Annotated in this window: 24 protein-coding genes; 7 read left to right on the forward strand and 17 right to left on the reverse strand. The window is 35.9% G+C overall.

The annotated features are described in order from the left end of the window. Positions 1-5: 5 nt before the first annotated feature. The 4 genes from PF026_RS04325 to PF026_RS04340 form a co-directional block, all read right to left on the reverse strand. Positions 6-1,706 (reverse strand): hypothetical protein, encoded by a 1,701-nt coding sequence (locus PF026_RS04325; RefSeq protein ID WP_270863919.1) that lies wholly within the window; start codon positions 1,704-1,706, stop codon positions 6-8. 677 nt (positions 1,707-2,383) lie between these two features. Continuing rightward, positions 2,384-3,784, reverse strand: a complete 1,401-nt coding sequence (locus tag PF026_RS04330) for a replicative DNA helicase (RefSeq protein WP_373566995.1) — start codon at positions 3,782-3,784, stop codon at positions 2,384-2,386. 16 nt (positions 3,785-3,800) lie between these two features. After that, a complete protein-coding gene (ispG, locus tag PF026_RS04335; RefSeq protein ID WP_270863922.1) occupies positions 3,801-4,862 on the reverse strand; it encodes a flavodoxin-dependent (E)-4-hydroxy-3-methylbut-2-enyl-diphosphate synthase in 1,062 nt (353 codons plus the stop codon). Between the two features lie 101 nt (positions 4,863-4,963). Next, positions 4,964-5,269 carry a DUF4298 domain-containing protein gene (locus PF026_RS04340; RefSeq protein WP_270863923.1) on the reverse strand — a complete coding sequence of 102 codons (306 nt, stop codon included), beginning with the start codon at positions 5,267-5,269 and terminating at the stop codon, positions 4,964-4,966. Between the two features lie 173 nt (positions 5,270-5,442). Between PF026_RS04340 and PF026_RS04345 the strand changes: the two genes are divergently transcribed. Then, on the forward strand, positions 5,443-6,087 hold the full coding sequence (locus PF026_RS04345; protein WP_270863924.1) for a hypothetical protein: 645 nt from the start codon (positions 5,443-5,445) through the stop codon (positions 6,085-6,087). Between the two features lie 199 nt (positions 6,088-6,286). On the opposite strand, the gene groL is transcribed toward PF026_RS04345, so the two are convergent. Both groL and groES read right to left on the reverse strand, forming a co-directional pair. Continuing rightward, positions 6,287-7,915 carry a chaperonin GroEL gene (gene groL, locus PF026_RS04350; RefSeq protein WP_270870433.1) on the reverse strand — a complete coding sequence of 543 codons (1,629 nt, stop codon included), beginning with the start codon at positions 7,913-7,915 and terminating at the stop codon, positions 6,287-6,289. A 13-nt stretch (positions 7,916-7,928) separates the two neighbouring features. Further along, positions 7,929-8,192 carry a co-chaperone GroES gene (gene groES, locus PF026_RS04355; RefSeq protein ID WP_270863926.1) on the reverse strand — a complete coding sequence of 88 codons (264 nt, stop codon included), beginning with the start codon at positions 8,190-8,192 and terminating at the stop codon, positions 7,929-7,931. Between the two features lie 220 nt (positions 8,193-8,412). Between groES and PF026_RS04360 the strand changes: the two genes are divergently transcribed. After that, the gene (locus tag PF026_RS04360; protein ID WP_270863927.1) at positions 8,413-10,704 is read left to right on the forward strand and encodes a hypothetical protein; all 2,292 of its coding nucleotides are present in this window, start codon (positions 8,413-8,415) and stop codon (positions 10,702-10,704) included. A 304-nt stretch (positions 10,705-11,008) separates the two neighbouring features. Further along, positions 11,009-11,191 (forward strand): YgaP-like transmembrane domain, encoded by a 183-nt coding sequence (locus PF026_RS04365; protein WP_270870432.1) that lies wholly within the window; start codon positions 11,009-11,011, stop codon positions 11,189-11,191. Positions 11,192-11,373: 182 nt separating this feature from the next. Here PF026_RS04365 and PF026_RS04370 read toward each other — a convergent pair whose 3' ends face one another. Then, positions 11,374-13,455 carry an RNA degradosome polyphosphate kinase gene (locus PF026_RS04370; RefSeq protein ID WP_270863929.1) on the reverse strand — a complete coding sequence of 694 codons (2,082 nt, stop codon included), beginning with the start codon at positions 13,453-13,455 and terminating at the stop codon, positions 11,374-11,376. Positions 13,456-13,530: 75 nt separating this feature from the next. On the opposite strand from PF026_RS04370, the gene PF026_RS04375 reads away from it, so the two are divergent. Continuing rightward, a complete protein-coding gene (locus PF026_RS04375) occupies positions 13,531-14,874 on the forward strand; it encodes a ComEC/Rec2 family competence protein (protein WP_270863930.1) in 1,344 nt (447 codons plus the stop codon). Here the strand turns inward: PF026_RS04375 and PF026_RS04380 are convergent. From PF026_RS04380 to PF026_RS04390, 3 genes are all read right to left on the reverse strand, one after another. Further along, the gene (locus PF026_RS04380) at positions 14,827-15,660 is read right to left on the reverse strand and encodes a YihY/virulence factor BrkB family protein (RefSeq protein WP_270860835.1); all 834 of its coding nucleotides are present in this window, start codon (positions 15,658-15,660) and stop codon (positions 14,827-14,829) included. The genes PF026_RS04375 and PF026_RS04380 overlap by 48 nt on opposite strands. A 679-nt stretch (positions 15,661-16,339) precedes the next feature. Further along, positions 16,340-17,719, reverse strand: coding sequence for an FAD-linked oxidase C-terminal domain-containing protein (locus PF026_RS04385; RefSeq protein ID WP_270863931.1), 1,380 nt, complete (start codon positions 17,717-17,719; stop codon positions 16,340-16,342). After that, positions 17,709-18,440 (reverse strand): plasminogen-binding N-terminal domain-containing protein, encoded by a 732-nt coding sequence (locus tag PF026_RS04390; protein ID WP_270863932.1) that lies wholly within the window; start codon positions 18,438-18,440, stop codon positions 17,709-17,711. The genes PF026_RS04385 and PF026_RS04390 overlap by 11 nt, the downstream gene beginning before the upstream one ends. 135 nt (positions 18,441-18,575) lie before the next feature. On the opposite strand from PF026_RS04390, the gene PF026_RS04395 reads away from it, so the two are divergent. From PF026_RS04395 to PF026_RS04405, 3 genes are read left to right on the forward strand one after another with little or no spacing between them, the layout of a single operon-like run. Next, positions 18,576-19,745 carry a peptidoglycan DD-metalloendopeptidase family protein gene (locus tag PF026_RS04395; protein WP_270863933.1) on the forward strand — a complete coding sequence of 390 codons (1,170 nt, stop codon included), beginning with the start codon at positions 18,576-18,578 and terminating at the stop codon, positions 19,743-19,745. Positions 19,746-19,755: 10 nt separating this feature from the next. Further along, positions 19,756-21,120, forward strand: a complete 1,365-nt coding sequence (gene mgtE / locus PF026_RS04400; protein ID WP_270863934.1) for a magnesium transporter — start codon at positions 19,756-19,758, stop codon at positions 21,118-21,120. Then, positions 21,105-21,689, forward strand: a complete 585-nt coding sequence (locus PF026_RS04405) for an NUDIX domain-containing protein (protein WP_270863935.1) — start codon at positions 21,105-21,107, stop codon at positions 21,687-21,689. The genes mgtE and PF026_RS04405 overlap by 16 nt, the downstream gene beginning before the upstream one ends. A 5-nt stretch (positions 21,690-21,694) precedes the next feature. Here PF026_RS04405 and PF026_RS04410 read toward each other — a convergent pair whose 3' ends face one another. From PF026_RS04410 to rpiB, 7 genes are read right to left on the reverse strand one after another with little or no spacing between them, the layout of a single operon-like run. Then, complete coding sequence (locus tag PF026_RS04410) at positions 21,695-22,330, reverse strand: Crp/Fnr family transcriptional regulator (RefSeq protein WP_270863936.1); 636 nt, start codon at positions 22,328-22,330, stop codon at positions 21,695-21,697. A 51-nt stretch (positions 22,331-22,381) separates the two neighbouring features. Next, the gene (gene ychF, locus PF026_RS04415; protein WP_270863937.1) at positions 22,382-23,485 is read right to left on the reverse strand and encodes a redox-regulated ATPase YchF; all 1,104 of its coding nucleotides are present in this window, start codon (positions 23,483-23,485) and stop codon (positions 22,382-22,384) included. Beyond that, on the reverse strand, positions 23,485-24,936 hold the full coding sequence (locus PF026_RS04420) for a leucyl aminopeptidase (protein ID WP_270863938.1): 1,452 nt from the start codon (positions 24,934-24,936) through the stop codon (positions 23,485-23,487). Before PF026_RS04420 ends, ychF begins: the two co-directional genes overlap by 1 nt. Continuing rightward, entirely contained in the window at positions 24,914-25,528 is a 615-nt protein-coding gene (locus tag PF026_RS04425; RefSeq protein WP_270860824.1) for a DedA family protein, read from the reverse strand. Before PF026_RS04425 ends, PF026_RS04420 begins: the two co-directional genes overlap by 23 nt. Further along, positions 25,529-26,077 (reverse strand): adenine phosphoribosyltransferase, encoded by a 549-nt coding sequence (locus PF026_RS04430; RefSeq protein WP_270863939.1) that lies wholly within the window; start codon positions 26,075-26,077, stop codon positions 25,529-25,531. It lies immediately after the preceding gene. Next, entirely contained in the window at positions 26,074-26,343 is a 270-nt protein-coding gene (locus tag PF026_RS04435; RefSeq protein WP_270863940.1) for a hypothetical protein, read from the reverse strand. Before PF026_RS04435 ends, PF026_RS04430 begins: the two co-directional genes overlap by 4 nt. After that, positions 26,337-26,786 carry a ribose 5-phosphate isomerase B gene (rpiB, locus tag PF026_RS04440; protein ID WP_270863941.1) on the reverse strand — a complete coding sequence of 150 codons (450 nt, stop codon included), beginning with the start codon at positions 26,784-26,786 and terminating at the stop codon, positions 26,337-26,339. The genes PF026_RS04435 and rpiB overlap by 7 nt, the downstream gene beginning before the upstream one ends. Positions 26,787-26,794 lie beyond the last annotated feature (8 nt).

A 26,794-nucleotide genomic window follows, 5' to 3' on the forward strand; every position in this document is an offset into this window, starting at 1 on the left:
TTTGACTAGTTTTGCTTGATACTTTGAAAAATTTCGTCTGAAATTTGCTCAAAAGAAGCGTTTATATCGCTATTTAGCGAATTTTTAAATTCATCTTTACTTTGCAGAATTTGATTGTAAATTTGGCGTTCGAAATCGGCACGATTTAACGCTTCATCGCCCTTTGCAAATAGATAATCAAACCCAAACCAAGTCGCCACAGCAAGTGCCGGAACGCACACGATGGCACCTGCGCCACACACTACGCCACTACTGCCAGTGGTCGCACTGGCTGCTAGTTTAGCATTTGTTTTAGCTAGTGATTTTGCGATTATTTTTAGTGTTATCGCACTTCCAACAAAACCCGCTCCCATCGCACTTCCTTGCACTCTTGTAAGCTTGTTTTGCAGCAAAAATTCATTTGTGATATTTAGGTCAAAACTTAAATTTCCGCTAGTTTTAACTAAAAGCGAATTTAGATTTTTCTCATATTCGCTAATGCCAGAAATAACGAGTTTTTCGATATTTTCGTTGAAATTTTGCGGAAAACTTTCGTTTAAAAACTGCGTAAATTTATCGTTTAAAAATTTGGTTGAGTTTTTATCAACCACGCCGTGAAATAGCACCAAATAATCGCTCATTGCCGAATAGTTAAAATCTGCCGTTTTTTTCGCAACAAGCCTTGCGCCGTTTTCAAAAACGCTGTCTATGTAAGCATTTAGCGCATTTATCGTGATATTTTTAGCGCTAGTTTTTGTGGCGTTAAATTCATTTATAAATTCGCTAACTTTTTTGCTTTCAAGCTCGAATTTTACGCCGTTTTTAAGTATAAATTCAAAAGTTTTTGCACTTATCGTTTCTTGTGAATTAAAATTTTGCAAATTCTTTTGCGTTTTTGGGGCTAAATTTAATATCAAAGTAAAATAAGCCAAAGTTAAAATCGTAGCGATAAAAAGTCCAAATTTAGGTAGTTTTTCGCTTTGTCTCGTGCCAAAAAAATACGAAATAAAATGCAAAATGGCGACAAAAAACAGAAATTTATTTAGACTGATAAAAAGCAAAATAAATGCCTTTTCATCGCTAAAATAGGCATTTTGCAGATAATTTTGTGCTTCGTTTATGTAAAACGAATAAACAAAAATTTCATTTAAAATCCTTGAAGCAAAACCTGCATTAACGCTTTGTGAAGCCAAATACGACCACAGCGAAGTTTGCTGCGAAATTTCGCCTGTAAAATTTGCATTAAAATCAAAAACCAAATTCAAAATAAAAAAGATCAAAACGCCTAAAAAAGCTGAAATCAAAATCACCCATTTTTTGGTGGCAAAATGCAAATTTTTAACTTCGTTTTTGAAAATTTTTAAAATAAAAAATCGCATCAAAACAAACAAAACAGGCAGTATCGTAAAAACAAAAGCAAACTCAAAAGGCAAAATGCTAAGCAAATTCAAAATCAATGAAAAAGCTAAAATAACGGCAGAAAAAAACGCAAAAATCGCACTTAAAATTTTGCCCGAAAGAAGTTTGCGAATTTTGCTTTCGTTTTTGTAAAAACCCCTGTGCAAGGCGATTTTACGAGCATAAATATAATCAAAAATCTCTTTTGCAATAATAAAAGTCCAAAATACAAAAAAGGCAAAAACGCTTATGTCGCCAAACTCGGCGCAAAAAATCGTAAAAACAAAAAGCGAAGCAAAAATTACGATTTTTACAAGCAAATTCGCCATTTTTTTCCTTTTTTTTGTTTTAATTTAAATTTATTAAATCAAATTTTGCTATAAATTTACTGAATTTGCAAATTTTTCTTTGAATTTGCAAATTTGCCTGATTTGTCATTGCGAGACGGCGTAGCCGTCGTGGCAATCGCCAGAGTTAAAATAACAAAAATGTAAATTTGCAGAATTCAAATAATTCAAATAATTCAAATAATTCAAATAATTCAAATAATTCAAATAATTCAAATAATTCAAATAATTCAAATAATTCAAATAATTCAAATAATTCAAATAATTCAAATAATTCAAATAATTCAAATAATTCAAATAATTCAAAACAACCAAATTTTATAAATTTTTCCAAAAAACAAATTCTAAATTTAAACATTGGCGATTGCTTCGTTCGTTTCACTCACTCGCAATGACAAATCGAGCAAATTCTAAATTTAAGCATTGGCGATTGCTTCGAATTTGCTACGCAAATTCTCGCAATGACAAATCAAGCAAATTTGCAAAAAACTCGCTTGGCGATTGCTTCGAGTGCTTTGCACTCTCGCAATGACATTTGATAACAAATTCGAGCCACAAATGCCGACGATTTTTCGTCAGGCGAACGAAGGACTAGACTAAATTCGTCTGTTTGAATTCGCATGACGAAAAAGCTAGGCTGAATTTAATTACACAAAATCCTATCCTTGAAACTCCACGGCTTCGAGTGGTTCGATATTTGTCGGCATAAAGCTATTATCTACAAATCTTGTAAATTGCTTTTGAAAAACCACTTCGACCGTGCCAAGTGCGCCGTTTCGGTTTTTGCCGACTATGATTTCGGCTTTTTCTTCGTTTGCGTTTGGTATAAATTTGCGTTCATACTCGCGTCCTTCGTTTCTAGCGCGTTCTTCTCGCTCTTTTTCTTCTTGTTCGGCGTAAAAATCGTTTCGATAAACAAATAAAATCACATCGGCGTCTTGCTCGATCGCCCCGCTTTCGCGTAAATCGCTTAGCATTGGGCGTTTATTTGCCCTACTTTCTAGCCCACGATTTAACTGCGACAACGCAACGATTGGCATATTTAGCTCACGCGCTAAAAGTTTCAAGCCACGCGAAATTTCAGCGATTTGCAAATGCCTTTCGTTATATGTGCTAGAACTCGTCATAAGCCCGATATAATCGATCACACAAAGGCTAATATTAGCGTTTGCGGCTTTTAGTTTGCGAAGTTGGGTGCGAATTTGGTGGATATTTACATATCCGCTATCATAGACAAAAAGCTGTTTATCAAGCATATCGTTAAGGGCGTCGTTAAAACGACTAAATTCGTCATCGTCCATTTTGCCTGTCATTATGTTTGAAAGCGGAATCGAAGTTTTTGCACTCATTATACGCATCATCAGCTGAGCTGCCGACATTTCGAGCGAGAAAAACGCCACGCCTTTATTCAACGCCAAAGTTTTCATAATGACATTTAACGCAAACGCCGTCTTTCCCATACCGGGACGCGCCGCTATGATGATGAGTTCGCCGTCTTTAAAGCCTTTTGTATATTCGTTTAGATAGCGAAAGCCCGTGTCAAGCCCGATTAGATCTTGATCGGCTAACTCTTTTTGTTTTTTGATTTCGTTTGCGACTTCTGTTAAAATTTGTGGCATTTCTTTTATGGCTGAGCTATGCTCGTCATCGACAAGTGCGTAAATTTCGGCACTTATGTCATCGACCATATCTTTGCTAGGTTTTGGCTCATTTACTTCGTTTGGAATTTTGTGTGCGATTTTCACAAGTGAGCGTTTGATAGATTTTTCTTTCAACTCTTTTGCATATTTTTTGACATCGATTAACGAGCTAGTCGCCAAAATCTCGGTAAATACGCTCTCATCGTATCTATCGCCTAAGCGTTTTTTCGCAAATGCAGGATCTATCGGCTCGTCGTTATTAACGCAATCAATAATCGCACTAAAAATGTCGCTATGCCCTTTAAAATAAAAATCTTGCGAATTTATAATGTCCAAAATCTCGCTAAATCCGTCATCGTTATAAAAAATCGAGCTTAAAATCGACCTTTCAAGGTCAATATCATATAAATTTGATGAAATTTCAACATTTATTTTATCATTTTTCATAGTTTTTCACCTCATCTTCTACTTCTTGCAAAAATATCTCTACGAGTTCGCTCTCTTTTAGCTTTGCTACTATTTCGCCACGCCTAATCACTAGTCCGTTTCCCTTGCCAAAGGCGATTGCGACATCTGCGCCTTTGGCTTCGCCAAGCGCATTTACCACGCAGCCCATGACAGAGATATTTAAAGGTGCTTTTATGTGTTTTGTTCGTTCTTCTACGATTTTAATCGCACTTACTAAATCGCTTTGCAAACGCCCACAAGTAGGACATGAGATGATATTTATGCCACTTTTTTGCACTCCGGCATCTTGGAGTATCGCTTTGGCGACTTTGATTTCTTCTTCAAGTTCGCCGGTTATGCTTACTCTCATCGTATCGCCGATACCCTCTAATAAAAGCGTTCCAAGTGCGATTGCACTTTTTATCGTAGCGTGAAATGTAGTCCCGGCTTCGGTAACGCCTAAGTGAAACGGATACTCGCAAAGCGGACGAAGTGTGCGGTAGGCTTCAACCGTGCGAGGCACATCGGAGCTTTTTAGCGAAATCGCAATGTCAGTAAAATCGAAGTCTTCGAGCAATTTGAAATTATAAAGCGCACTTTGCACCATACCTTGTGGGGTTCTACCAAATTTGGCTTCAAACTGCTCTTCGAGTGAGCCCGAATTTACGCCTATGCGAATCGGCAAATTTCGCTCTTTGCACACTTTTACCACTTCTTTTATTCGCTCACTTCCGCCGATATTTCCCGGATTTATGCGAATCGCATCGACAAAAGGGGCGACTTCAAGCGCCAAGCGATAGTTAAAATGAATATCTGCGACTATCGGCAAGGGCGAGTTTTTCTTTATCTCTGCCAAAGCTTTTGCGTCGTCATGATCTAGCACAGCACATCGCACCAAATCAGCCCCCGCAAAATACAGGCGATTGATTTGCGCAAGTGTGCCATTTATATCTTTTGTCTTCGAAAATGTCATCGACTGCACCGAAATCGGCGCGTCTCCGCCGATAGCAAGGGAGCCCACTTTTATCTGTTTTGTTTTGTATCTCATCACTAAATTTACCTTAAAAATTTAAAAAAATTTGCATTTTTGGATTTTACCAAAACGCGGTTTAAATTTTGATTTTTTACGCTAATCTACTTTAAATTTAAAATTTACTTTTCTTTTAAAATTTCCTTTGCTATTTTTTGCATTTGTTTTGCAAGATATTTGTTTTCGCAAAAGGCGTTGTAAATACCGTCTTCACTGAGTGCGCCACGATTTATAGCTTTTGGAATTTTGCCCTGCTCGTCGCACTCGTAATCCTTTCGCCACACGCCGTCAAAATAGTATTTGCTAAGTTTTTTCATCATTTTTTGCGAATTTTTAAAATTTTCTAGTGCGATTTCAAATTCTTTTTGTGCGTTTTGCACTTCTTTTAAAAACTCACTCATTTTTTCTATTCGCTCGATTTGGTTCATTTTTTCTACCTTTTTGCCTAAATTTGAAAGGAATTTTAGTCAAAATTTACGAATTTTTCAAATTTTTAAAAATCTCGTTGTAGTGGCTAAAAACTAAAATTTACAAATCAAATTTTGCAAAAAAAAAAAATGATATAATAGTTTTTCAATCAAAATGACAAAAAGGAGATATTTTGGATACTTACAAAGATAAAAAATCGCTTTTTACGATAAAAAATTATAGTAGAAATTTCACCTTAATCAGTTTTTTGTATTTTGGTGTTTTTTTCTTTATATTAGGTTCAAATTTTACTAATGTTGATTATATGATTGTCAGTAGAGTTGGCGGTGGTATTATGCTTATCGGCATAGCCATTTTTATATTTTTATTTAAAAAAAGTAAAAATATAGTTTTTTTTGATGATAAAATTATACAAACAAATTTATTTAGCATAAAACATAGAAACATTGTAGAAAAAATAGATAATGTTGATGAAATTTATATATTTCCAAATCTTTTCCAACACCATTCGTGGTTTTTATACGGTTCAGAGAAAGAAAAAAAGGATTTTATTGGTGTAAATTGGTTTTTTAGTGTGATTATGCTTCCCGGATTGCTACTTTTAGAATTATTTGGAATTATGAAAAGCCGTAAAACTGAATTTATTGTAATAGGAGATATAGAAATCATGCTTTCGGAGCTTTCGCAAGGCGAATATGTGAATTTAAATAGATTTTTAAAAGAAAAATTTGATATTTATATCAAAGACATTAAGCGAGTTAATATAGACGGAAAAATTACCGATCCAAAGCAGTCATCAGAAAATTTGTGGTCGTAAAAATTTAAATTTGTAAATTCCTTCAAATTTGTGAATTTGTGTTTTATGAAGTATTTTTTGCTTCGTTGCACTCGCAACTGCAAGCAGAAAAGGTGATTTTGTAATTTGTGAGTGTGAGCAAATAAGATACACTTGTTCGTGCGTCGCAATGTAGCGAACACGAACAAGTTGCAAAAGCACTTAAAAGCCGAAGCGAAAACTACATCATTCCGCCCATTCCGCCCATATCCGGCATCGCTGGCATTGCAGGTTTGTCTTCTTTTATTTCGCTAACGGTTGCTTCTGTCGTTAGTAGCAGACTTGCCACGCTTACGGCGTTTTGAAGTGCGATTCTTTCAACTTTTACAGGGTCAATGATACCTGCTTTAAACATATCGACATATTCGCCGTTTGCTGCGTTAAAGCCGAATTTTTTATCTTTGTTTTCGGCTACGCCGTTTGCGACTACACCTGCGTCAAATCCTGCATTTTCTGCGATTTGTCGAAGCGGTGCAAAAAGCGCTCTTTTTACTATATCGGCACCTATTTTTTCATCACCTTTTAGATCTAGTTTTACACTTAGACTTGCTTTTATTAGTGCAGCTCCGCCACCTATAACGATACCTTCATCAACGGCAGCTTTTGTAGCATTTAGCGCATCATCAACGCGATCTTTTTTCTCTTTCATCTCTGTTTCGGTTGCTGCGCCTACTTTTATGACAGCAACGCCGCCGCTTAGCTTAGCTAATCTTTCTTGCAATTTTTCTTTATCATAATCGCTTGTAGTCTCGGCGATTTGAGCCTTGATTTGCGAAATTCTAGCGTTTATCGCCTTTTTCTCGCCTGCGCCATTTACGATTGTTGTGTTATCTTTGTCGATGACAATGCGTTCAGCTTTACCAAGATCGGCTAAACTAGCGCTTTCTAGCGTTCTGCCTAGCTCTTCGCTAATAACCGCTCCGCCTGTTAAAATCGCAATATCTTCAAGCATTGCTTTTCTTCTATCGCCAAAGCCCGGAGCTTTTACAGCTGAAATGTTTAACACGCCACGAAGTTTATTTACAACAAGAGTTGCCAAAGCTTCGCCCTCGATGTCTTCTGCGATGATTAAAAGCGGTTTGCCTGTTTTTTGAACTTGCTCTAAAACAGGAAGCAAATCTTTTAAATTTGTGATTTTTTTATCAAATAGTAAAACAAGAGCCGAATTTAACTCAACTATCATTTTATCAGGGTTTGTGATGAAATACGGGCTTAGGTAACCGCGGTCAAACTGCATACCTTCGACGACATTTAGCTCGTCGTTGATTGATTTTGCTTCTTCGACTGTGATAACGCCGTCTTTGCCGACTTTTTCCATAGCTTCTGAAATAAGATCGCCTACTGCGCTATCGTTATTTGCTGAAATTGTCGCAACTTGCGCTATTTCAGTTTTTCCGCTTACCTTTTTAGAAGCTTTTTTTAGCTCTTCGATAACGGCAGCTGCGAATTTATCCATACCGCGTTTTACTTCGATAGGATTTGCCCCTGCTGTTACATTGCGTAAGCCTTCTTTGAAAATAGCGTGAGCTAAAACGGTCGCAGTCGTTGTGCCATCACCTGCTTCGTCGTTTGTTTTGCTTGCAACTTCTCTAACCAAACTTGCACCCATATTTTCGATAGTATCTTTAAGCTCGATCTCTTTTGCCACGCTTACGCCGTCTTTTGTGATAGCAGGTGCGCCAAAACTTTTTTGGATAAGCACATTTCTGCCTCTTGGTCCCATTGTAACTTTTACTGCATCATTTAGTTTTTTAACGCCGTTATAAAGCCTGTTTCTAGCGTCATCTGAAAAATTTATCTCTTTTGCCATTTTCTTTCCTTTACTATTTTATTATGCCTAAAACATCTTCGAAATTTAAGATAAGATATTTCTTATCATCTAGCGTGATTTCGCTACCTGCGTATTTTGCGAATGCTACCACATCGCCTTTTTTTACGCCGTCGCACTCCGTGCCTACTTCTACGATTTTACCTGTTGAAGGTTTTTCTTTTGAAGCGTTATCAGGTATGATAATGCCAGAAGCCGTTGTTTTAACCTCTTCTTCGCGTGAAATCAATACGCGTTTTCCAAGCGGTTGAAATTTCATTTTTTTTCCTTTTATTAAGAATTTTTGTTTTTGATTTTTTAGCACTCTTTTAAATTGAGTGACGAAATTATATGTAAATTTTGCTTTTTTGTCAATACATAATCAAAAATTTATCATAAAATTTTAGTCGTATCGGCTCAACTTTGAAATTTTTAAATTTACTATTTCTTACATATAAAAGAGTATAATTATACGATAAAAATGTTTAAAAGGATTTGTAATGAAAATTTTAGGTGCGATTTTGGGGATAATTTTGATACTTTTAGTCGGTGCTTACAGCATTGCTTTTACGGATTTTGGAAATTCTATCACAAAACCTTATGTCGAAAAAATCTTAAAAGAAAAAACAGGATACGATATAAAGCTTAGAGAATTTGATCTGAATATCGATGATTTCGACATTACGGCTGAGTTAAATAGCGAAATCGCGGCAAGAGCAAAGGGAAAATATTTTTTGTTTGATAAGAGCTTTGATTTTGATTATGCCCTAGAAGTGGCAAATTTAAAGAGCTTTGGCGTAGAGTTAAATGAAAAGATGAATTTAAACGGAAAAGCAGTCGGAAATATTGATAAATTCGCCGTAAATGGCAGCGGAAAGGCATTTGACAGCGATATTAAATTTTTAGCAAATTTGCTCGAAATGAAACCGACTGATTTGCAAATCGATGCTAAAAATTTAAGCGTTGAAAAGATTTTGGCAGTGGCAAAACAGCCGATTTACGCTAAAGGAAATTTAGACATCATCTCAGACATAAAATCGCAAAATAACGAGCCAAGCGGAACAGCAAACATAAAAAGTGCAAATTTAGTGCTAAATGAAAAGGTTTTTGCCGATATGAATTTAACGATACCGGCAAACACGAGAGTTGCCTTAAATTCGGACATACGCGTCGCAAACTGGATAGCTAATGCCAAAAGCGTGATAAATTCAAACTTAGCAAATTTAAGCGCAAACGAAAGCATTTATGATATAAAAAATAACACGCTTAAAACCGATTTTGCCCTTAAAATCGATGATTTAGCAAAAATCGCAAAGATTATAAACTATGAAACTAGCGGAAATTTGATCGCAAACGGAAATTTGCAAACTGATATGAAAACGCTAGAACTTTCCAAAACGGCTTTAAAAGCCTTTAATAGCGGACTTTTGGCTGATTTTAACGCAGTTTATGAAATCGAACCTAAAAATGCAAATTTAAAAGCCGACATAAATATCGCTGATTTTTCAAAGCTAAAAAATCTTACAAAGCAGGATTTAAAAGGCTCAGCCAAAGGCAAACTCGACGCTGTGCTAAAAAAAGGCGAGTTAGAAAATTTAAATTTAAACCTTGATGCTTTGGGCGGAAATCTCGTCGCAAAGGGAAATTTAGGAAATTTAAGTATCAACGCAAAAAGCCTAAATTTAGCAGTTATCACTTCATTTTTAGGGCTTGAAGCTATGGCGAACGGAAACTTAAACGCAACAGCAAATTTAAATTTACAAAAAGATATAAACGGAAACGCCGAATTTAGCGTCTCAAATGGCACGGCGTATAAAAAATTCCTTGATAAAACCACAGGCAAGGCTTTTCCAAGCGATGTCAAATTCTCTCTAAACGGCAAAACAAATATCAAAAATTCTGTTGCAAATTTTAACTCTATCATAAACACAGATTTAGCAAATATGGAGAAATTTGACGGCTCGTATAACATAAAAAATGGCGCATTAAACGCAAATTATATCTTAAATGTTCCGAGCCTAGCTAAACTTAAATTTATCGTTGAGCGCGATTTAAAGGGCGGTTTTAAAGGCAACGGCGAAATCAAAAAATCTGGCAAAAATTTCAGTGCAACGCTAAATTCGCAAATCGCCAAAGGCACACTAAACGGCTCTATCATAAATGACGATGCGAGTTTTAAACTAAGCAAATTTGATATAAAAAGCTTGACAGATTTCCTAAATTTGGGCTATTTCTACGACGGCGTTGGAGACGCAAATTTAGTTTATAACACAAAAAGCAAAAAAGGCAAATTTGACGCCTTGATAAATCAAGGAAGACTAGCCAAAAAAGGGCTTGTAAATACCGTTAGCTCGGTGCTTGGTAGGGATTTAGCGAGTGAAGTTTATAACAACGCCACGATTGACGGAAATATCGTTAAAGATTTGGTTGATTTTAAGGCTAACATGCAGGCTCAAAAAAGCAAACTTATCATCGAAAAAGGAACGCTAAATTTGGCTAGTAAAGCCATAAATATACCAATTTCGGCAAATATCGAAAAGACTGATTTAAGTGTGCAAATCACCGGCACAACCGAAAATCCTAAATATGCCGTTGATTCAGCGTATCTAAAACAAAAAATCGGCAAAGAGATCGGACGGGGTTTGGATAGACTTTTAGGCGGTAAAAAAGATAGCTCAGGTGGTGCGACCACTGACGGCACTACTGACGGTGGCGCAAACAACGCCAAAGATAAAAGCTCAAAAGAAAAGGCAAAAGACGCCGTTAGGGATATTTTAAAAGGGTTGTTTTAAAAAATTTGATTTAATAAATTTGGATTTCTAGCTCAAATTTAGACTTAAAATTTGCAACAAATTCGGCAAATTTAACATCAAGTTTGTCGAATTTGCATTTTTTTTTTGATTTCAAAACAGCGAAGTATTTAAAGTCAAATTTTGAAAATTTTAAATTTGTAAAACCAAATCCTTGATTTTTCCAATGTTTAATTAAATAAATTTGTGCAAAATAACGAAAGCAAATTCGTAAATAGTAACCTTATCACAGATTAAAATCAGCAAATTTTGTATTATTTCAAAAAATTTAACAAAAGGATAAAAAATGAAAGCAAATTTAAGCAAGAAAAAACGCATTACAAAAATCATCATCGGTCTTGTTCTAATGATAGGACTATATTTTGTCAATCCTTGGCTAAGCCTAATCGGATTAATTCCGATTTTAGTCGGTGTTACAGGCTTTTGCCCTGCGTGTTATTTTTTAAACCGATGTTCTTTAAATAGATAGCAAATTTGGCAAATTTGCTTATGCTTAGTAAGCCAAATTTGCTAGATAAGAAACTCATTTTCTTTGTATAGGGAGAATTTATAAATGCGGTCTTTAAATTCGCCCGAATTTCTTTTTCAAATAAAATCTGTCCAAATTTCATAAAAAACTCGGTGTCAAAACGACACCGAGAATTTTAAAAATTAACTCTCTTTTAAAAGTTTAGTTGCTAATACACTAGAATCGTGTTTTCGGATATTTTTATAAATTTCGTTGTAGTAGTTTTCAAAAATTTCGTGGCAATTTACCACGCTTTCGTTTTCTTTTGGCTCTTTTTTGGTATATTCGCCATCGCTTCCAAGCTCAAAAGCAAGGACATTATCGCTTAGTTGAAGTTTGATAATCTCTTTTAATTTATTTTGCAAATTTTCATTGTAAATCGGCGTCATCAGTTCAAGTCGTCGTTCTAAGTTTCGTGGCATCCAGTCCGCACTTGCGATATAAATTCCCGGGCTACTATGTTTAAAATAAAAAATTCGTGCGTGTTCTAGGTATTTTCCTACTACCGAAATCACTTTTATATTGTCGCTAACGCCTTTGATACCGGGACGCAAACAACAAATTCCACGCACTATAAGATCGATTTTAACCCCAGCCGCACTTGCCTTGCAAAGGGCTTTTATCATATCGCTATCAACCAAAGCGTTCATTTTAGCGATAATTCTGCCTTCGTTTCCTTTGCCTTCTTCGACTTTTATCATTTTTAAAAGTCGCTCTTTTATCTGCATTGGCGACATTGAGAGCTTGTCGAGTTTGCGATTTTTATTATAACCTGAAAGTATATGGAAAAAATTCGTCGTATCTTTTGCGAAAATATCATTACTTGTAAAATAACTAACATCGGTATAAATTTTCGCACTGCTTCCGTTGTAATTTCCAGTCGCCAAATGTATATAAAATTTGAGTTTTCCGCCGTCTTTTTTGATGATTTGCGTAACTTTTGCATGAACTTTAAAGCCCGTAATGCCGTAAATCACATGCGCTCCTGCATTTTCTAACGCTTTTGCCCAGTGGAGATTATTTTCTTCATCAAACCTAGCTTTTAGCTCAACCATAACGGTTACTTGTTTGCCGTTACTTGCAGCTTCTATTAAGCTTTGCACGATAGGCGAATTTTTCTCCACACGATACAGCGTCATACGAATAGAAATCACCTTTGGATCGCTTGAAGCTTCTTTTATGAGCTTTTGAACAGGATCGAAGCTTTCAAACGGGTGAAAAATCAGCACATCTTCTTTGTCAATGGTAGAAAAAACCGAAGTGTTTTCATCAAAGGGCGGAAGCGTTTTTTGTAGATATTGCGGGTGCGCTAGAAAGGAAAAATCCTTATTTCCTGCTATCTCCCAAAGCCCGTCAAGCGTGAGCGGAACGGAGTATTCATAGACATCTTTATGGAAAATTTTCAAATGCGAATTTAAAAATTCCACTAGCTCAGAATCTGCATTTTTTTCTATTTGCAAACGCACAAAAGCACCTTTTCTGCGAAGTTTCAAGCCCTCTTCAAGAATCATCATAAAATCATCTGCTTCTTCTTCTTCTATCGTAATATCAGCATTTCGCGTAACCCTAAATGCAGCGGAACTTAAAAGTTTAAATCCCGGGAAAATCTCTTCTGCGTGGCGACGAACTAGGCTGTCTATCGGCACATAAACGCTTTTATCGACCTGAACAAATCGTGGCAAAACACGCGAAATTCGCACCATACCAAAATGTATGCTTTCTGGGTTTTGTTTATCACAAAGTTTAACAGCTAGTGAAAAACTAAGGTTATTTAGGTGCGGGAAAGGGTGCGTCGAATCCACTGCAATGGGGATAATAATCGGCATAATCTGCTCAAAAAAGAATTTATCAGCAGAAGCTTTTAAATTTTTATCAAGCTCATCATAATTTTTGATAAAAATGCCGTTTTTGGCAAGTTCAAGCTTAGTGAAAAAATAGTGATCTTCAAGCTCTTTTTGCTCTTTGTTTAAATACGCCCTAATCTCACGCAACTGCTCTAACGGCGTCATTTTATCGTCCCCGCTTGTGATGACGCCGGCTGTGAAAAGCTGTTTAAGACCTGCAACCCTAATCATATAAAATTCATCTAAATTTGTGCTGTAAATAGCCAAAAATTTAAGCTTTTCGATTAACGGAATATCTTTGTTGCATTGCGCTAAAACACGCGAATTAAAACGCAACCACGAAAGCTCTCTATTTATAAAAATACTTTGTTTTTCAGCCATTTTTTATCCTTTTTATCAATTTTTAAATTCCATTATTATAGCTAAATGGCGATTAAAAGTTGCTATAATTTCACAATGAAAAAGCTTGAAATTTTTGAAAACAAACGGGAAATTTTGTTATTTTTGCTTTTTGCGTTATCTGTTTTTATCTTAAATTTGGGCTTTTGTTATAAAGATTTTTATGAATTTAAATCTCAAAAATATAGATTTTATAATGCGCAAATTTTGCAAAATTATGAAAAAACAAATACTAAGGGCAGGACATACCGCGTTTTACGGCTTAAAACAAGCGAATTTGAGTTTTATACTACAACCAAAAAAGATTTTGAATTTGCTAATGCAAAAAGCTTAAATATCGGCGTTATCACGCAAAATGTTAAATTTATCGATTTTGTAAAAAAACGATTTTATATGCCAAGTTTTAAACTAAAACCGAAATTTGAAAATTCGATAAATTCGGAGCGAAATTCGACGCAGTCCCTGCAAAATTCGGCGCAGTCCCTGCAAAATTCGTCAAATTTTAAAAATAAATTTGCAAATTTAAAACAAAATGCGATAAATTTTATAACCACCCAACACCAAAATTCAAAAATGCAAGAGCTTTACTCGGCGTTATATTTCGCAACGCCCATTTCAAGGGAACTTCGCGCAAATGTTACAAACTGGGGAATCGCGCACATCATCGCCATTAGCGGATTTCATTTAGGCATTATTTTTGGAATTTGCTTTTTTATTTTTAAGCCCGTTTATAAATTCTTTCAAAAACGCTATTTTCCGTATCGAAGCGTGAATTTTGACATTAGTATTTTTGTTTTTATTTTGATGAGTTTTTATCTTTTGGTGCTTGATTTTACGCCAAGTTTCCTTAGAAGCCTAGCTATGGCATTTGTGGGATTTTTTCTTTTAATGCGAAATTTTAAAATCATAAATTTCGCAACACTTTTTATCACTATTGCCTTTTTGATTGCGCTGTTTCCGCATTTAGCTTTTTCTATCGGATTTTATTTTTCGTGTATGGGAGTGCTTTTTATTTTCATTTATGTCAAGCATTTTAAGGATAAATTCGGACTTTTAGCCCACTTGATTTTTTTTAATCTTTTTGTTTGGCTTTGTATGAATGTGCCTGTTTATTATTTTTTCTCTACCCTTACGCCGCTTCAAATTTCAGTCGTGCCTATAAGCTACGCGTTTATTATTTTTTATCCGTTAAGCGTTGTTTTGCATATTTTTGGCGTGGGATATATTTTTGATGAATATCTGCTAAATTTTTTGGAATTTTCGCTTAGTATTTATAAAACGCAAATTCCGCTGTGGCTTTTTGTAACGGCAAATTTATCTGCAATTTTAGCGATAAAATTTAAAAATTTTGCCCTACTTTGTGCCTTGCTCGGCTTCTTGCCTATCTTTTTTATCGTTTAAAAATACACAAACTTTCACGCCGTATAAAAATAAAATCCAGCTAATGTAAATCCACAAAAGGAAAAACAAAAGCACCGAAAACGAGCCGTAAATGCTAAGATAAGTTTTGTTATAAAAAACATACTGCACGAAAAGAATTTTTAAAATCCACCAAAAAACGCTTGTGATAAATGACGCTATCATTATCGCTTTTGCCGATATTTCGCGGTTTATCGATACGGCGTAAGTTACCGCAAAAATCGCCCAAATGATAAGATACGGCAAAATCGCTAGTAAATTTATCCACCTTGTAAATTCGGTTTGATTTAACAAATTTTGCAAAACGCCACTTACATAAAACGACCCGCCAAGCCCGACGGGAGCTAGTGTCATAAGCGTCCAGTAAGTGCTAAGACTAGCAAAAAAGCTTCGTTTTTTCGCCCCTGAAATATTGCAAATCACCCCTTCAAATTCGCTAAAAAACATAACCGAAGTAAAAATCACCGCCGCAAAGCCCGTGATACCAAGCCCGACACTATTTGCCAAAAACTGCTCGATATACGATGAGAGCGTGTCTTGGTGCGTAGGAAGCAAATTTGCAAATATAAATGTTTTGATTTTTTCGTAATACGCCTTGAAACTTGGCATTTGCATAAAAATGCTTAAAGATACCATTAAAATCGGAAGCAGCGAAAGCATAGTGTGGAAACTAAGGCTAGAAGCGTATCGCATGATATTTTTATCATAAACATTTGCGACTTTAAGGGCGCTTTTTAGCGAATTTAGCAGTTCTGTAATCTTTTTCATCATTTTCTCTTTTGTTTTTTGTAATTTTACTTAAAATTTGGGGAATTTGGCAAATTTTTTTGCTTAAATTTGTCATTGCAGGAATTTGTAAATTTGCTTACATTGTCATTGCCACGAATTTTTGCGTTAGCAAAAATTCGTGGCAATCGCCAAAGTTAAAATAATGATAATGCAAATTTGCAAATTTTAAAGAATTTAAAAATAACGAAAATGTAAATTTGCAGAATTCAAAAATACAAAACAACCAAATTTTATAAATTTTTCCAAAAAACCGAATTCTAAATTTAACCATTGGCGATTGACTTCGCTTCGCTCGTCCAAAACCAGCGAAGCGATGGCTCACGCAAAGCGTGAGACAGGTTTCCTTGAAATGACGGCTTTGCCGTCGCTTCGCTCATTTTGCTTCGTTTTTGCTTTGCAAAAACTCGCAATGACAATGGAAACAAATTTGCAAAATAACTCAACTTAAATTTGGTAACCAAATGCCGACGATTTTGCAAATTTGTTTAATTTACAAAAAATATTCAAAACAGAGTAGGCGTAGTAAGGCGTAAATTTAAATGGTTTGAAGCGTAGCTACCTTATCGGTAGTGAGCGAACAAATCATTTAAATTTACGCCTTAATCCGTCAGGTATGGGGAATTAAAAGCTAGGCTCGTTTCAATCTACAAAACAAAACTTAAAGCCCCATTTTGTTTGGGTTTAATATGTTGTTTGGATCAAACGCCTTTTTTATCGTTCTAAAAAGTTCCATTTCGGCATCGCTAAATGCTAAGCCCATATACGGGGCTTTTGAGATTCCTATGCCGTGTTCGCCTGAAAGCGTCCCGCCCAAATCAACAGCCGCCTTAAAAATCTCTTCAATCGCCATATAACCGCGTTTTACTTCATCTTCGTTATTTTTATCGACCATTACATTTGTATGGACATTTCCATCTCCCGTATGCCCGAAGCATGGCGTCGTAACGCCATATTTATCTGAAATTTGACGAATTTGGTGCAAAAGTTCAGGCAGTTTTGAGCGTGGAACGGTTATATCTTCGTTTAGTTTTAACGAGCCATAGCAGGTAATCGACTGCGAACAATTTCGCCTTGCAAACCACAAATTTGCGCTCTCGGTTTCATTTTTTGCAGTGATAAATTCACTAGCGCCGTTTTCTTTAAAAACTCGCTCGATGACGCTTAAATCCTGCTCGATTTGCTCTTGCAAATTTCCATCAACATCGGTAATCAAAATCGCTCCCGCATTTACAGGCAGACCTTTATTAAATTTTTGCTCGACTGCTTTTATGCTAAGATTATCCAAAAATTCCATCGCCACAGGAGTAACCCCTGCTGCCATAGTCTTATAAACTGCGTTCATAGCGGCTTCCACGCTTGGAAAAACACCCATTGCGGTTTTTTTGAACTTTGGCTTTGAAAGAAGTTTTAGCGTGATTTCAGTTATAACGGCAAGCGAACCTTCACTAGCGATTAAAATTCCTGCGACATTGTATCCTGCGACATCTTTTATGGTGCGTTTGCCAGCTCTGATAATATCGCCGTTTGGAAGCACGGCACGAAGAGCCATAACATAGTCTTTTGTAATGCCGTATTTTGCGGCTCTCATACCGCCTGAATTTTCTGCGACATTTCCGCCAAGTGTGCTGTAATTTTCACTAGCAGGATCAGGCGGATAAAAAAGCCCTTTTTCCATAGCAGCTTTTTGCAAATCCATATTTATAACGCCCGGTTGCACGACTGCGACCATATTTTCCATGTCGATTTCTAAAATTTTATTCATGTGCTTTTCAAAAGCTAAAACCACACCGCCATTATGCGCTAGACTACCGCCTGTAAAGCCGCTTCCTGCCCCACGCGGGATAATAATGATTTTATTATCGTTGCAATATTTTAAAATTTTACTAACATCATCTTCATTTCGCGGGAAAAGCACTCCGTCTGGCTCGTAGCGTTTTCTAGTCGCATCATAACAATACGCAAGTTTGTGCGCTTTGTCGAAATATGCGTTATCGCTACCTAGTAAATCTGTAAAAAAATTTATATGTTTAGTTTCCACTTTTTTGTCCTAAAAGGTATCTATAATGTCTGTCATAGTCGTTGATTTGTCCGTTTAAAACATCAAAAAACATAGTATCGATCTTGCCTACGCGTGAATAAAACGGAATTTGATAATAACTTACTTCGCCACTAGCAAAAGTTTTAAGTGGCTCGAAACTGCCACAATCAGCAAATAAACTCTCTTTATCTAATGCGATAAAAATAAGTCCGGCTGCGTTGTTTGAACACATTTTTCTAAAATCATCTCTGCTTGGATTTGGTTTGAAATTATAACTTAGATGCGCTCCTGCAAGGTCAGGGTGAATAAATGTGATATTTGGAAATGCTGCAACGATTTGTTCGTAAATTTCGGCATTTGGCACAACAAGCAAAGCTCTATTATACAAAAAATTTAAAATCACAATGTCGCCCTTTGAAGGCAAAACTTTTGGCAAAGGAAGCGCTTTTTGTTCTAGCGAATCAAAAACTTCAAATCTAACTTTGGCTAAATTTCCCATTTTTTCGGCTACAACCGCCCTTGCGACGATCGAGCGATCGCCGTTTGCAAATTTATGCATTACCACGCCACTACTTCCGACTGCGATGTCTGGGCTATTCATTATGGTTGCGTAGCCATCTTCGACTTCTAAAAGCGGAGATTCGTAAGTCGGCATACTAAATTCAGCCGCATTTGCACTAATTCCAAATAAAAATAAAAAAGCTAAAATCAATCTTTTCAAAATTTGCTCCTAAAAATAAAAAATTTGCTAATTATACATAAAAATTGGTAAATTCTTGGTTTTTGCCAAATATAAGCGTTAATTTGCTACAATTTCGGCTTATGTAATAAATAAAAAAATAAAAAGCGATTTTCTATGAATAAATTTATATTGATTTTTTTTCTATTTTTTAATTTTGCTTTTGCGATAAATTCGGGCGTTGAGAAATTTAAGTGGCCAGAAGGCGTAAGTTTGCTCCAATTTATGGAAAAATATGAAATCCCGCTTTCTGTTTATTATGATTTAGATAAAGAAGCCCAAGAGCTAACCAGTGAGATAATCTCAGGTTCGATTTGTTATGTTTTGCGTGATGATTTAGGCAAAATTTCGCAACTTTTAATCCCCATTAGCGAAGAGCTACAAATTCAAATTTACAAAGATAAATTCAATAAATTTAAACTTGATTTTACACCGATAGTCTATACAAAACAGAGCAACTCGCTTGGAATTTCCATTGAAACTTCGCCGTATAATGATATAGTCAAAGCCACGGGAAATACTGCTTTGGCAAATGAATTTATGAGCGTTTTTAGGGGCGAAGTAGATTTTAAAAGACTTCAAAAGGGCGATAGGCTAGTGCTTTTATACGAACAAAAAACTAGACTTGGTCAGCCTTTTGGCTCTATTAAAATTCTAGCAGGTATGATAGAAGAAAACAAAAAAGGAAATTCTTTATATCTTTTTGAAGATAAATATTTCGATGAAAACGGCAAAAAAATGGAAAGTTTTTTGCTTATCACGCCTATTAACGGCGCAAGAATAGTATCTAAATTTACACCAAAACGCTTTCACCCTATTTTGAAGCGATATAGAGCGCATTTGGGCGTGGATTATGCTGCACCAAAAGGGACAAAAATTTACGCAGCAGGCAACGGCAAAGTTACATTTGTAGGTCGTAGAAGTGGCTATGGAAACACCGTTGAGATTTCACACGGCGGAGGATATTCGACACTTTATGCACATTTAAATGGCTTTGCAAAAGGCATAAAAGTAGGCACTAGCGTAAAACAAAAAGAGCTTATCGCTTATGTTGGAAACACAGGGCTTAGCACGGGACCGCATTTGCATTTTGGGCTTTATAAAAATAAACAAGCAATCGATCCTTTAAAAGTAGTAAAAATCGAAAAAACAAATATAGTAAGCAAAGAAGAGCTTAAATTTAAAGCTCTTGTTAAAGATATGAACGCAAAAATGGATTTGGCTATGGACGGAAGTTTAAATCCGCAAAGATTTGAAAATTTTGAAAATTCGATGATTTTGAATTGAAGGTTAGATTATGGAAGCAAGAGAATTTGAAGAAGCACGAGAAGTCCTAGATTCGCATATTGAAGAGACAGCAGAAGAAGAGATAAGCTCAGCAGATCTTGCCGATCATCTAAAAACGCTTAAAAAACACGACGAAGAAAAATATGTCGAATACCTAGAAAAACTAGACCCGGAAGACCTTGCAAATGTCGCTCTTGAAATGCCAGATCACATGCTCGAAGATGTTATCGAAACTATTCCACATGAAAAAATCGTCGAAGCTATCGAAGAGCTAGAAAGCGATGATCAAGCCGAACTTTTCCAAAATATCGAAGAAATAGACGAAGAAAAAGCAAAGCAAATTTTTGAAAAACTTGACGAAGAAGATCAAAAAGATATTTTACAAATTTCAAATTATGAAGATGATGAAGCCGGTGCATATATGCAAACGGAGGTTTTTAGCGCCAAAACAAACGAAACGCTAAAACAAGCCGTAGATCGCCTACGAAATTTAAAAGAAAGCGGCGAAATAGAAAATGTTTTTCAACTTTTTGTTTTGGACGAAAGCGAACGCTTGATTTCAGCATTTTCGACTTCGGATTTGATTTTATATGATTTTAATTTAACTTTAAAAGAGATTATAGATAAATACGATGATGAATACAAACCACATTTTGCCACTGATACCGATAAAATCGATGATGTCGTAAGAGATTTTGAAGAATTTGATTTAAGCGTTATGCCTGTTGTCGATACTAACGGCGTTTTGATAGGTCGCATCACAAGCGATGATATACACGATATTATCCAAGACAGGGCAACCGAGCAAATTTATCACTTAGCAGGTGTTAATGACGAAGCCGAAGAAGAAGATACGCTAGTAAAAGCAGGAAGCTCTCGTGCGGCGTGGCTTTTTGTGAATTTATGCACGGCAATTGTAAGCTCTGCTATTATCGGGCTTTTTGATAGCACTATCGAAACTATCGTAGCACTAGCTATTTTAATGCCGATTGTTGCTTCTATGGGTGGAAATACAGGCACACAAGCCCTTACCGTTACCGTCAGGCGACTGGCTTTGGGCGAAATCGAATTTAAAGATAAGAAAAATGTTTTATTTAGAGAAGTTGCTATTGCTTTTACAAACGGTATGATTTTTGCTATTATTATGGGCTTTGTGGCGTATTTTTGGTTTGGCATAAAACTTTTAGGCGTTGTTATAGCAATGTCAATGGTGATAAATTTTACTTTTGCTGGAATCTTTGGCACGGTTATACCACTGACTTTGAAAAAATTTGGCATAGATCCTGCTGTGGGAAGCTCTGTTTTACTTACTACCGTTACCGATATAGTCGGATTTTTTAGCTTTTTAGGACTTGCAACATGGATACTTCTATAAAAAATTTAAAAATTTCAAATATGGAAAAATCAGATTTTGTAAAGCCTTTTCGTTTGCATTTTGAAATGGACGGCAAAGATAGAGTTTGGGATTGTGTTAAAGTCCATGATAGCGTATCAATTTTACTTTTTCATAAAGAAAAAAACGCTCTTTTGCTTGTTAAACAATTTCGTCCGCCTGTTTGGTATCATCAGCAACAAAGCGGGTTTGATTGGAACGAACAAGGCTTTACGCATGAACTTTGTGCGGGAATTTTGGATAAAAATTTAAGCCCAAAACAAACTGCAATCGAAGAGATTTATGAAGAAACAGGCTATTTGGTTAAAGATTTGGAATTTATAACTAGTTTTTATAGCGCACTTGGTTTTGCGGCAAATAGACAATATCTTTTTTACGGCGAGATTACCGAAGATGATAAAAAGGGTTTAGGTGGCGGAATAGATGGCGAAAAAATCGAGCTTGTATATTTAGATGTCAAAAAGGCAAAGGAATTTATGTTTAATGAAGAGCTCATTAGAGCTCCCGGGTTAATGTTTGCCTTTTTGTGGTTTTTTGCAAATAAAATTTGATTTGTTTATAAAACGCTTATCACGCCGCGTTTGCGAGAGATAAGTTTATCATTTTCCATCTCTTTTAAAATTCTAGAAACAGCTTCTCTCGCGCTTCCTAAATGCGAAGCTAACTCTTCGTGCGTGATCTTCATACTTCCGTTTTGAGAATTCTTTTTTAAAAATGCCAAAATTCGCTCACTAAGTGGCGAAAAAAGTGCTTGTTCCATGACTTTTATAGACTGCGCAAATCGTTTTGCAACAAGCGTTAGTATATGATTTGTAAGACTTTGATATTTATCTTTCATTTTTATAAAAATTTCGGCAGGAATCAGCAAAACTTCGGCTTGTTCTTTAACTTGGATATTGATTTTTGTTTCAAAACTACCCATAAAACAAGAATCGCACAAAACACAACTTTCGCCTTTTTTTAGCATAAAAACGGTGATTTCTTTGAAATTTTCAGATGTTATAAAGGCGCGCAAAAGCCCACTTTTGACGATAATAAAGCCCAAACACTCATGGTTAAAATATGTAAGTTTATCTTTGCCCAAAATTTTATCAATGCACTTTTCTTCAATCAATTTTTTATCTTCATCACTAAAATCAAATTTATCGATAAATTCTCTACGCAAAATTTCCAAGTCTTTGCTATTTAACATAAAAATCCTTTTCTAAATTTATAAAATTTAGAACAAATTTACACTATAAATTTAAACATTAAACCTAAAATGCATCACATCGCCGTCATTTACGACATAGTCTTTGCCTTCAAGTCGCATTTTTCCGTTTTCTTTGGCGCCATTTTCACCGCCAAATTTGACAAAATCATCGTAAGCAATGACTTCTGCTCTAATAAATCCCCGTTCAAAATCGTTATGGATAACACTTGCTGCTTTTGGGGCTTTCCATCCTTTTGTAATCGTCCAAGCACGAACTTCCATGACACCAGCTGTAAAATAGCTTATCAAATTTAATTTCGCAAATGCCGTCCTTATGATATGATCAAGCCCGCTTTCTTCTACGCCCAAGCTTTGGAGCAACTCTTTTGCTTCATCATCATCTAGACCGATTAGCTCTTCTTCGATTTTTGCGTTTAGTTTGATGACTTCGTGGTTGCTTTTTTTCGCAAATTCTTTGACTTTTTTAACAAATTCGTTATCATTTTCAAGCCCTGCTTCATCGACATTTGCGCCATAAATGACCTCTTTTGCCGAAAGTAATCTTAGCTCTTTATTTAAATTTGTAAAAATTTCATTTTCAAATTCGCTAAAACTTGACGCAGAATTTCCGTCGTTTAAATGTTTTAAAAGCAAATTTGCCATATCCAAGCTTTCTTTTGCACCTTTTGCATTTGCCCTTGCTTCTTTATTTAGGCGTTCTATTTTGCGAGTTAGTTGCTCGATGTCAGCTAGTATAAGCTCAGTGTTGATAATCTCAATATCCCTTAACGGATCGATACCGCCTTCGACATGCGTGATATTTCCGTCTTCAAAACAACGAACGATATGTAAAATAATCTCGCATTCACGGATATTTGCTAAGAATTTATTTCCTAAACCTTCGCCTTTACTAGCTCCTTTTACAAGCCCTGCAATATCGGTAAATTCGATAACTGAGTTTTGAATTCGATTGGGATTAACGATTTTTGCCAATTCATTTAAACGCTTATCAGGCACGGCAACTACGGCTTTATTTGGCTCAATCGTGCAAAAAGGATAGTTTTGCGCTTGTGCGTTTTGTGCTTTGGTTAGTGCGTTAAATGTCGTTGATTTGCCGACATTTGGAAGTCCTACTATGCCTACTGATAATCCCATTATTTTTCCTTTGAAATAGCGTCTAAATAGTATAAATTTGCTCTGACGGCTGCGCCTGTGGCACCGATTTGATTATATCCCCATGCTTTTTCTAAATACGCAGGTCCTGCGATGTCTAAATGAAGCCATTTATCTTTATATTCATCTTTTATAAATTTATCAAGGAAAAGCCCTGCCGTGGTCGTTCCGCCATATCTGCTAGAAGCTGTATTTGAAACATCGGCGATATTTGATTTAATAAGCTCCCTTAGATAATCATTAAATTCTAAAATTCCAAAAAGCTCACCGCTTGGCTTTGTAAGGCGTTTGTATTCTAGTTTAAATTCTTCATTGTTTCCTAAAAGCCCGATTGTGTATTCTCCTAGACCCACTACACAAGCTCCTGTTAGAGTTGCCATATCGATTAAAATATCAGGCTTTAACTCTTGCGCCCAGTCTAAGCAATCAGCCAAAACTAGCCTACCTTCTGCGTCTGTATTTCGCACTTCGATAGTAACACCACTACGAGAAATAAGCACATCATCAGGCTTATATGAATTTCCGCCTATCATATTTTCGGTTGCACCGATGACGGCGTGAATTTCAAGCGGTAAATTTAGCTCGGCAGCTCCTTTTATGATACCCATTGCGGCCATTGCGCCACTTTTATCGCATTTCATCGTTAGCATATAATCGCTTGGTTTAAGGCTAAGTCCGCCGCTATCATAGGTTAAGCCCTTGCCGACAAAAACAACTCGTTTTTTGCAAATTTGGGGCTTATAAGTTAGATGAATTAAGCGTGGCGGGTGGATTGAAGAGCGATTGACAGCCAAAAATGCGTTCATATTTTGCTCTTTTAAGAAATTTTCATCATAAATTTTTACACTTACGCTATCATAATTTGCCGCCAAAATTTCGGCATCTTCTGCCATTTTTACAGGCGTGTAAATTTCAGGGATTTCATTTACGCCGTCTTTGACGAAATTTGCAGCATTTGCCATAATCTCGCCTTTTTTAAGCCCGTTTTGCGCTTTATCAAGCTTGATTTCGTGGTTATTATACTCTTGTGTTGAGATTAGAATTTCATTTAGGCTATATTTTTTCTTTTCGCTTTTATATTTGTTAAATTCATAACTTCCCAAAAACACGCCCTCAGCCATCGCCATAAAGCTTTTTGTAGTGCAACCGCAAAGATACGAAGCGATTTTAAAATTTGAAATTTTATAGCTTTTTAGCGTGTTATACGCAGTGGCGATCGCTGAGCGAATTCTATCGAATTCTAGCGATTTTACGCCTATATAAAGGCGTCTGCTCTCACTTAAAAGCAAATTTGCGCTTCCGTCGTATCCGAAAAACTCAAATTTATCCTTGTCTTTGATAAATTCGTGATCTAAATTTTTATTTACAACCAAAATAACTTCAAAATCAGCCTTAATGTCATCGATTTTTTCATTGATTAGTTTGATTTGCATATCTATCCTTTCTTAAATTCATAAAGTAATTTTCCATTTTTTTAAATCCATAAAAAATCAAAAATAAAAATCCGCAAACAATCGGAATTGCGATATACCAATGCTCTTCCGCCCAGCTTATAAAACGCCAAATTTGCTTTCCAAAATACCACGCCAAAATCATCGTTATCGCTGCCCAGCACCAAGCGCTTATTAAATTTATAAAAGCAAATTTTTTTGCACTATATCTAGTTAAACCGATACTCATAGGTATTATCACACGAAATCCATACATATAGCGTTGCAAAAATATTATAGGCCAACCAAGCCGTTTAAGTAGCAAATGCGCTATGGCAAATTTTCTGCGTTGTTTAGCTAATTTTTTACCTATATAACTACGATTATATCTGCCGATATAAAAATAAAATTGATCCCCACAAAATGCTCCAAGTCCTGCAATAAAAATTCCAAGTGCTAAATTTATATGCCCTTCGTGCGCTAAAATTCCACCCAAAATAAGCGCAATTTCGCCTTCTAACAAACACCAAACAAACAAAATTCCGTAAGCGTAATTTTTATACTCAAAAAGAAGTTCTTTTAAAAAATCTTCCATTTAGCCCTCTAACACGCTATAAACTTTTGTAATTTTGCTTAATTTTTCAGAACCGCCAAGAGCCGGTAAATCCATAACAAAACAAGCTTCCACGCATATCGCTCCTGCTCTTTGTATAAGCTCGGCTGCGGCAAATGCCGTTCCGCCGGTGGCGATTAAATCATCTACTAATAAAACTTTTGCGTCTTTTGTATCTCTAAATGCGTCGATATGAATTTCGATTTGATCAAAGCCGTATTCAAGCGAGTATTTTTGTGAAATCGTTGTATATGGAAGTTTTTTTGGTTTTCTTATCGGTACAAAACCCAAATTTAGGCGCGTAGCAAGTGCTGCGCCAAATATAAAACCCCTACTTTCAATCCCTGCGATATAGTCAAACCCTGCGTCTTTATACTTTGCTTCCAAATGAGACATTAAAAATTCAAACGCCTTTTTGTCATTTAATAAAGTAGTAATATCGCGAAACAAAATCCCTGCTTTTGGGTAATCTTTAATTTCTCTAATAGTGCTTAAAAGATATTTTTTATCATTTTCGTTTAGTTCTTTCATTTTTCCTCTTTTTCTTTTAGAATTTTGTTTTCAAATTTAACTTTTGTATTTTGCAATTTCAAATCCATATTTGCACTATCTGCCTTTTCAAGAGCTTCAATACTCGTTTGCAAATTTGATTTTAGCTTTACGATTATATTTTCAAGCTCGGTTATTTTTTGATTTTTCTTTGAAATCTCATCTAACATTTTGCTATTTTTTCTAAATGCCAAAATCAAAAGCAATAAGCAAAACAAAGAAAATATCGCTAAAACCCAGCTTAACATAGGCAACTTCCTAGTTTTTGCACCCGCCTTTCGTGTCTGCCACCTGCAAATTCAGTGCTAAAAAACGCTTTTATCATATCTTCAATCACGCCAGCTCCAACAACCCTAGCCCCAAAAGCTAAGACATTTGCGTCGTTGTGCTCTCTGCTCATCGTCGCTGTAAAGCGATCGTGGCATAACGCACAGCGAATTTGTGGATTTCGATTTGCCGCCATTGAAATTCCTAATCCCGTGCCACAGATTAAAATCCCAAAATTTCCTTCGTCTTTTGAAACTTCATCACACAAAGCCTTTGCAAAATCAGGGTAATCAACGCTTATTTCAGGCGAATTTGCACCCAAATCTATCGGTTCAAAACCTAAATTTTCTAAAATTTTCTTACTAACTTCTTTTGCTTCAAAAGCAGCGTGATCTCCTGCTATAAAAATCTTTTTAATCTGCATAAAACTCC

The organism is Campylobacter sp. CS_NA3, from assembly GCF_027797495.1.
Taxonomy (GTDB): domain Bacteria; phylum Campylobacterota; class Campylobacteria; order Campylobacterales; family Campylobacteraceae; genus Campylobacter_B.

Bases quoted from the DNA above. Each gene is read 5' to 3' on its own strand.
- PF026_RS04360 (WP_270863927.1), top strand. From the start codon at position 8,413: ATGAAAATTTTAGGTGCGATTTTGGGGATAATTTTGATACTTTTAGTC.
- PF026_RS04375 (WP_270863930.1), top strand. From the start codon at position 13,531: ATGAAAAAGCTTGAAATTTTTGAAAACAAACGGGAAATTTTGTTATTT.
- groES (WP_270863926.1), bottom strand. From the start codon at position 8,192: ATGAAATTTCAACCGCTTGGAAAACGCGTATTGATTTCACGCGAAGAA.
- PF026_RS04325 (WP_270863919.1), bottom strand. From the start codon at position 1,706: ATGGCGAATTTGCTTGTAAAAATCGTAATTTTTGCTTCGCTTTTTGTT.
- PF026_RS04380 (WP_270860835.1), bottom strand. From the start codon at position 15,660: ATGAAAAAGATTACAGAACTGCTAAATTCGCTAAAAAGCGCCCTTAAA.
- ychF (WP_270863937.1), bottom strand. From the start codon at position 23,485: ATGGGATTATCAGTAGGCATAGTAGGACTTCCAAATGTCGGCAAATCA.
- PF026_RS04370 (WP_270863929.1), bottom strand. From the start codon at position 13,455: ATGGCTGAAAAACAAAGTATTTTTATAAATAGAGAGCTTTCGTGGTTG.
- PF026_RS04435 (WP_270863940.1), bottom strand. From the start codon at position 26,343: ATGTTAAGCTGGGTTTTAGCGATATTTTCTTTGTTTTGCTTATTGCTT.
- PF026_RS04395 (WP_270863933.1), top strand. From the start codon at position 18,576: ATGAATAAATTTATATTGATTTTTTTTCTATTTTTTAATTTTGCTTTT.
- PF026_RS04365 (WP_270870432.1), top strand. From the start codon at position 11,009: ATGAAAGCAAATTTAAGCAAGAAAAAACGCATTACAAAAATCATCATC.
- PF026_RS04410 (WP_270863936.1), bottom strand. From the start codon at position 22,330: ATGTTAAATAGCAAAGACTTGGAAATTTTGCGTAGAGAATTTATCGAT.
- groL (WP_270870433.1), bottom strand. From the start codon at position 7,915: ATGGCAAAAGAGATAAATTTTTCAGATGACGCTAGAAACAGGCTTTAT.
- PF026_RS04405 (WP_270863935.1), top strand. From the start codon at position 21,105: ATGGATACTTCTATAAAAAATTTAAAAATTTCAAATATGGAAAAATCA.
- mgtE (WP_270863934.1), top strand. From the start codon at position 19,756: ATGGAAGCAAGAGAATTTGAAGAAGCACGAGAAGTCCTAGATTCGCAT.
- rpiB (WP_270863941.1), bottom strand. From the start codon at position 26,786: ATGCAGATTAAAAAGATTTTTATAGCAGGAGATCACGCTGCTTTTGAA.
- PF026_RS04340 (WP_270863923.1), bottom strand. From the start codon at position 5,269: ATGAACCAAATCGAGCGAATAGAAAAAATGAGTGAGTTTTTAAAAGAA.
- PF026_RS04420 (WP_270863938.1), bottom strand. From the start codon at position 24,936: ATGCAAATCAAACTAATCAATGAAAAAATCGATGACATTAAGGCTGAT.
- PF026_RS04430 (WP_270863939.1), bottom strand. From the start codon at position 26,077: ATGAAAGAACTAAACGAAAATGATAAAAAATATCTTTTAAGCACTATT.
- PF026_RS04425 (WP_270860824.1), bottom strand. From the start codon at position 25,528: ATGGAAGATTTTTTAAAAGAACTTCTTTTTGAGTATAAAAATTACGCT.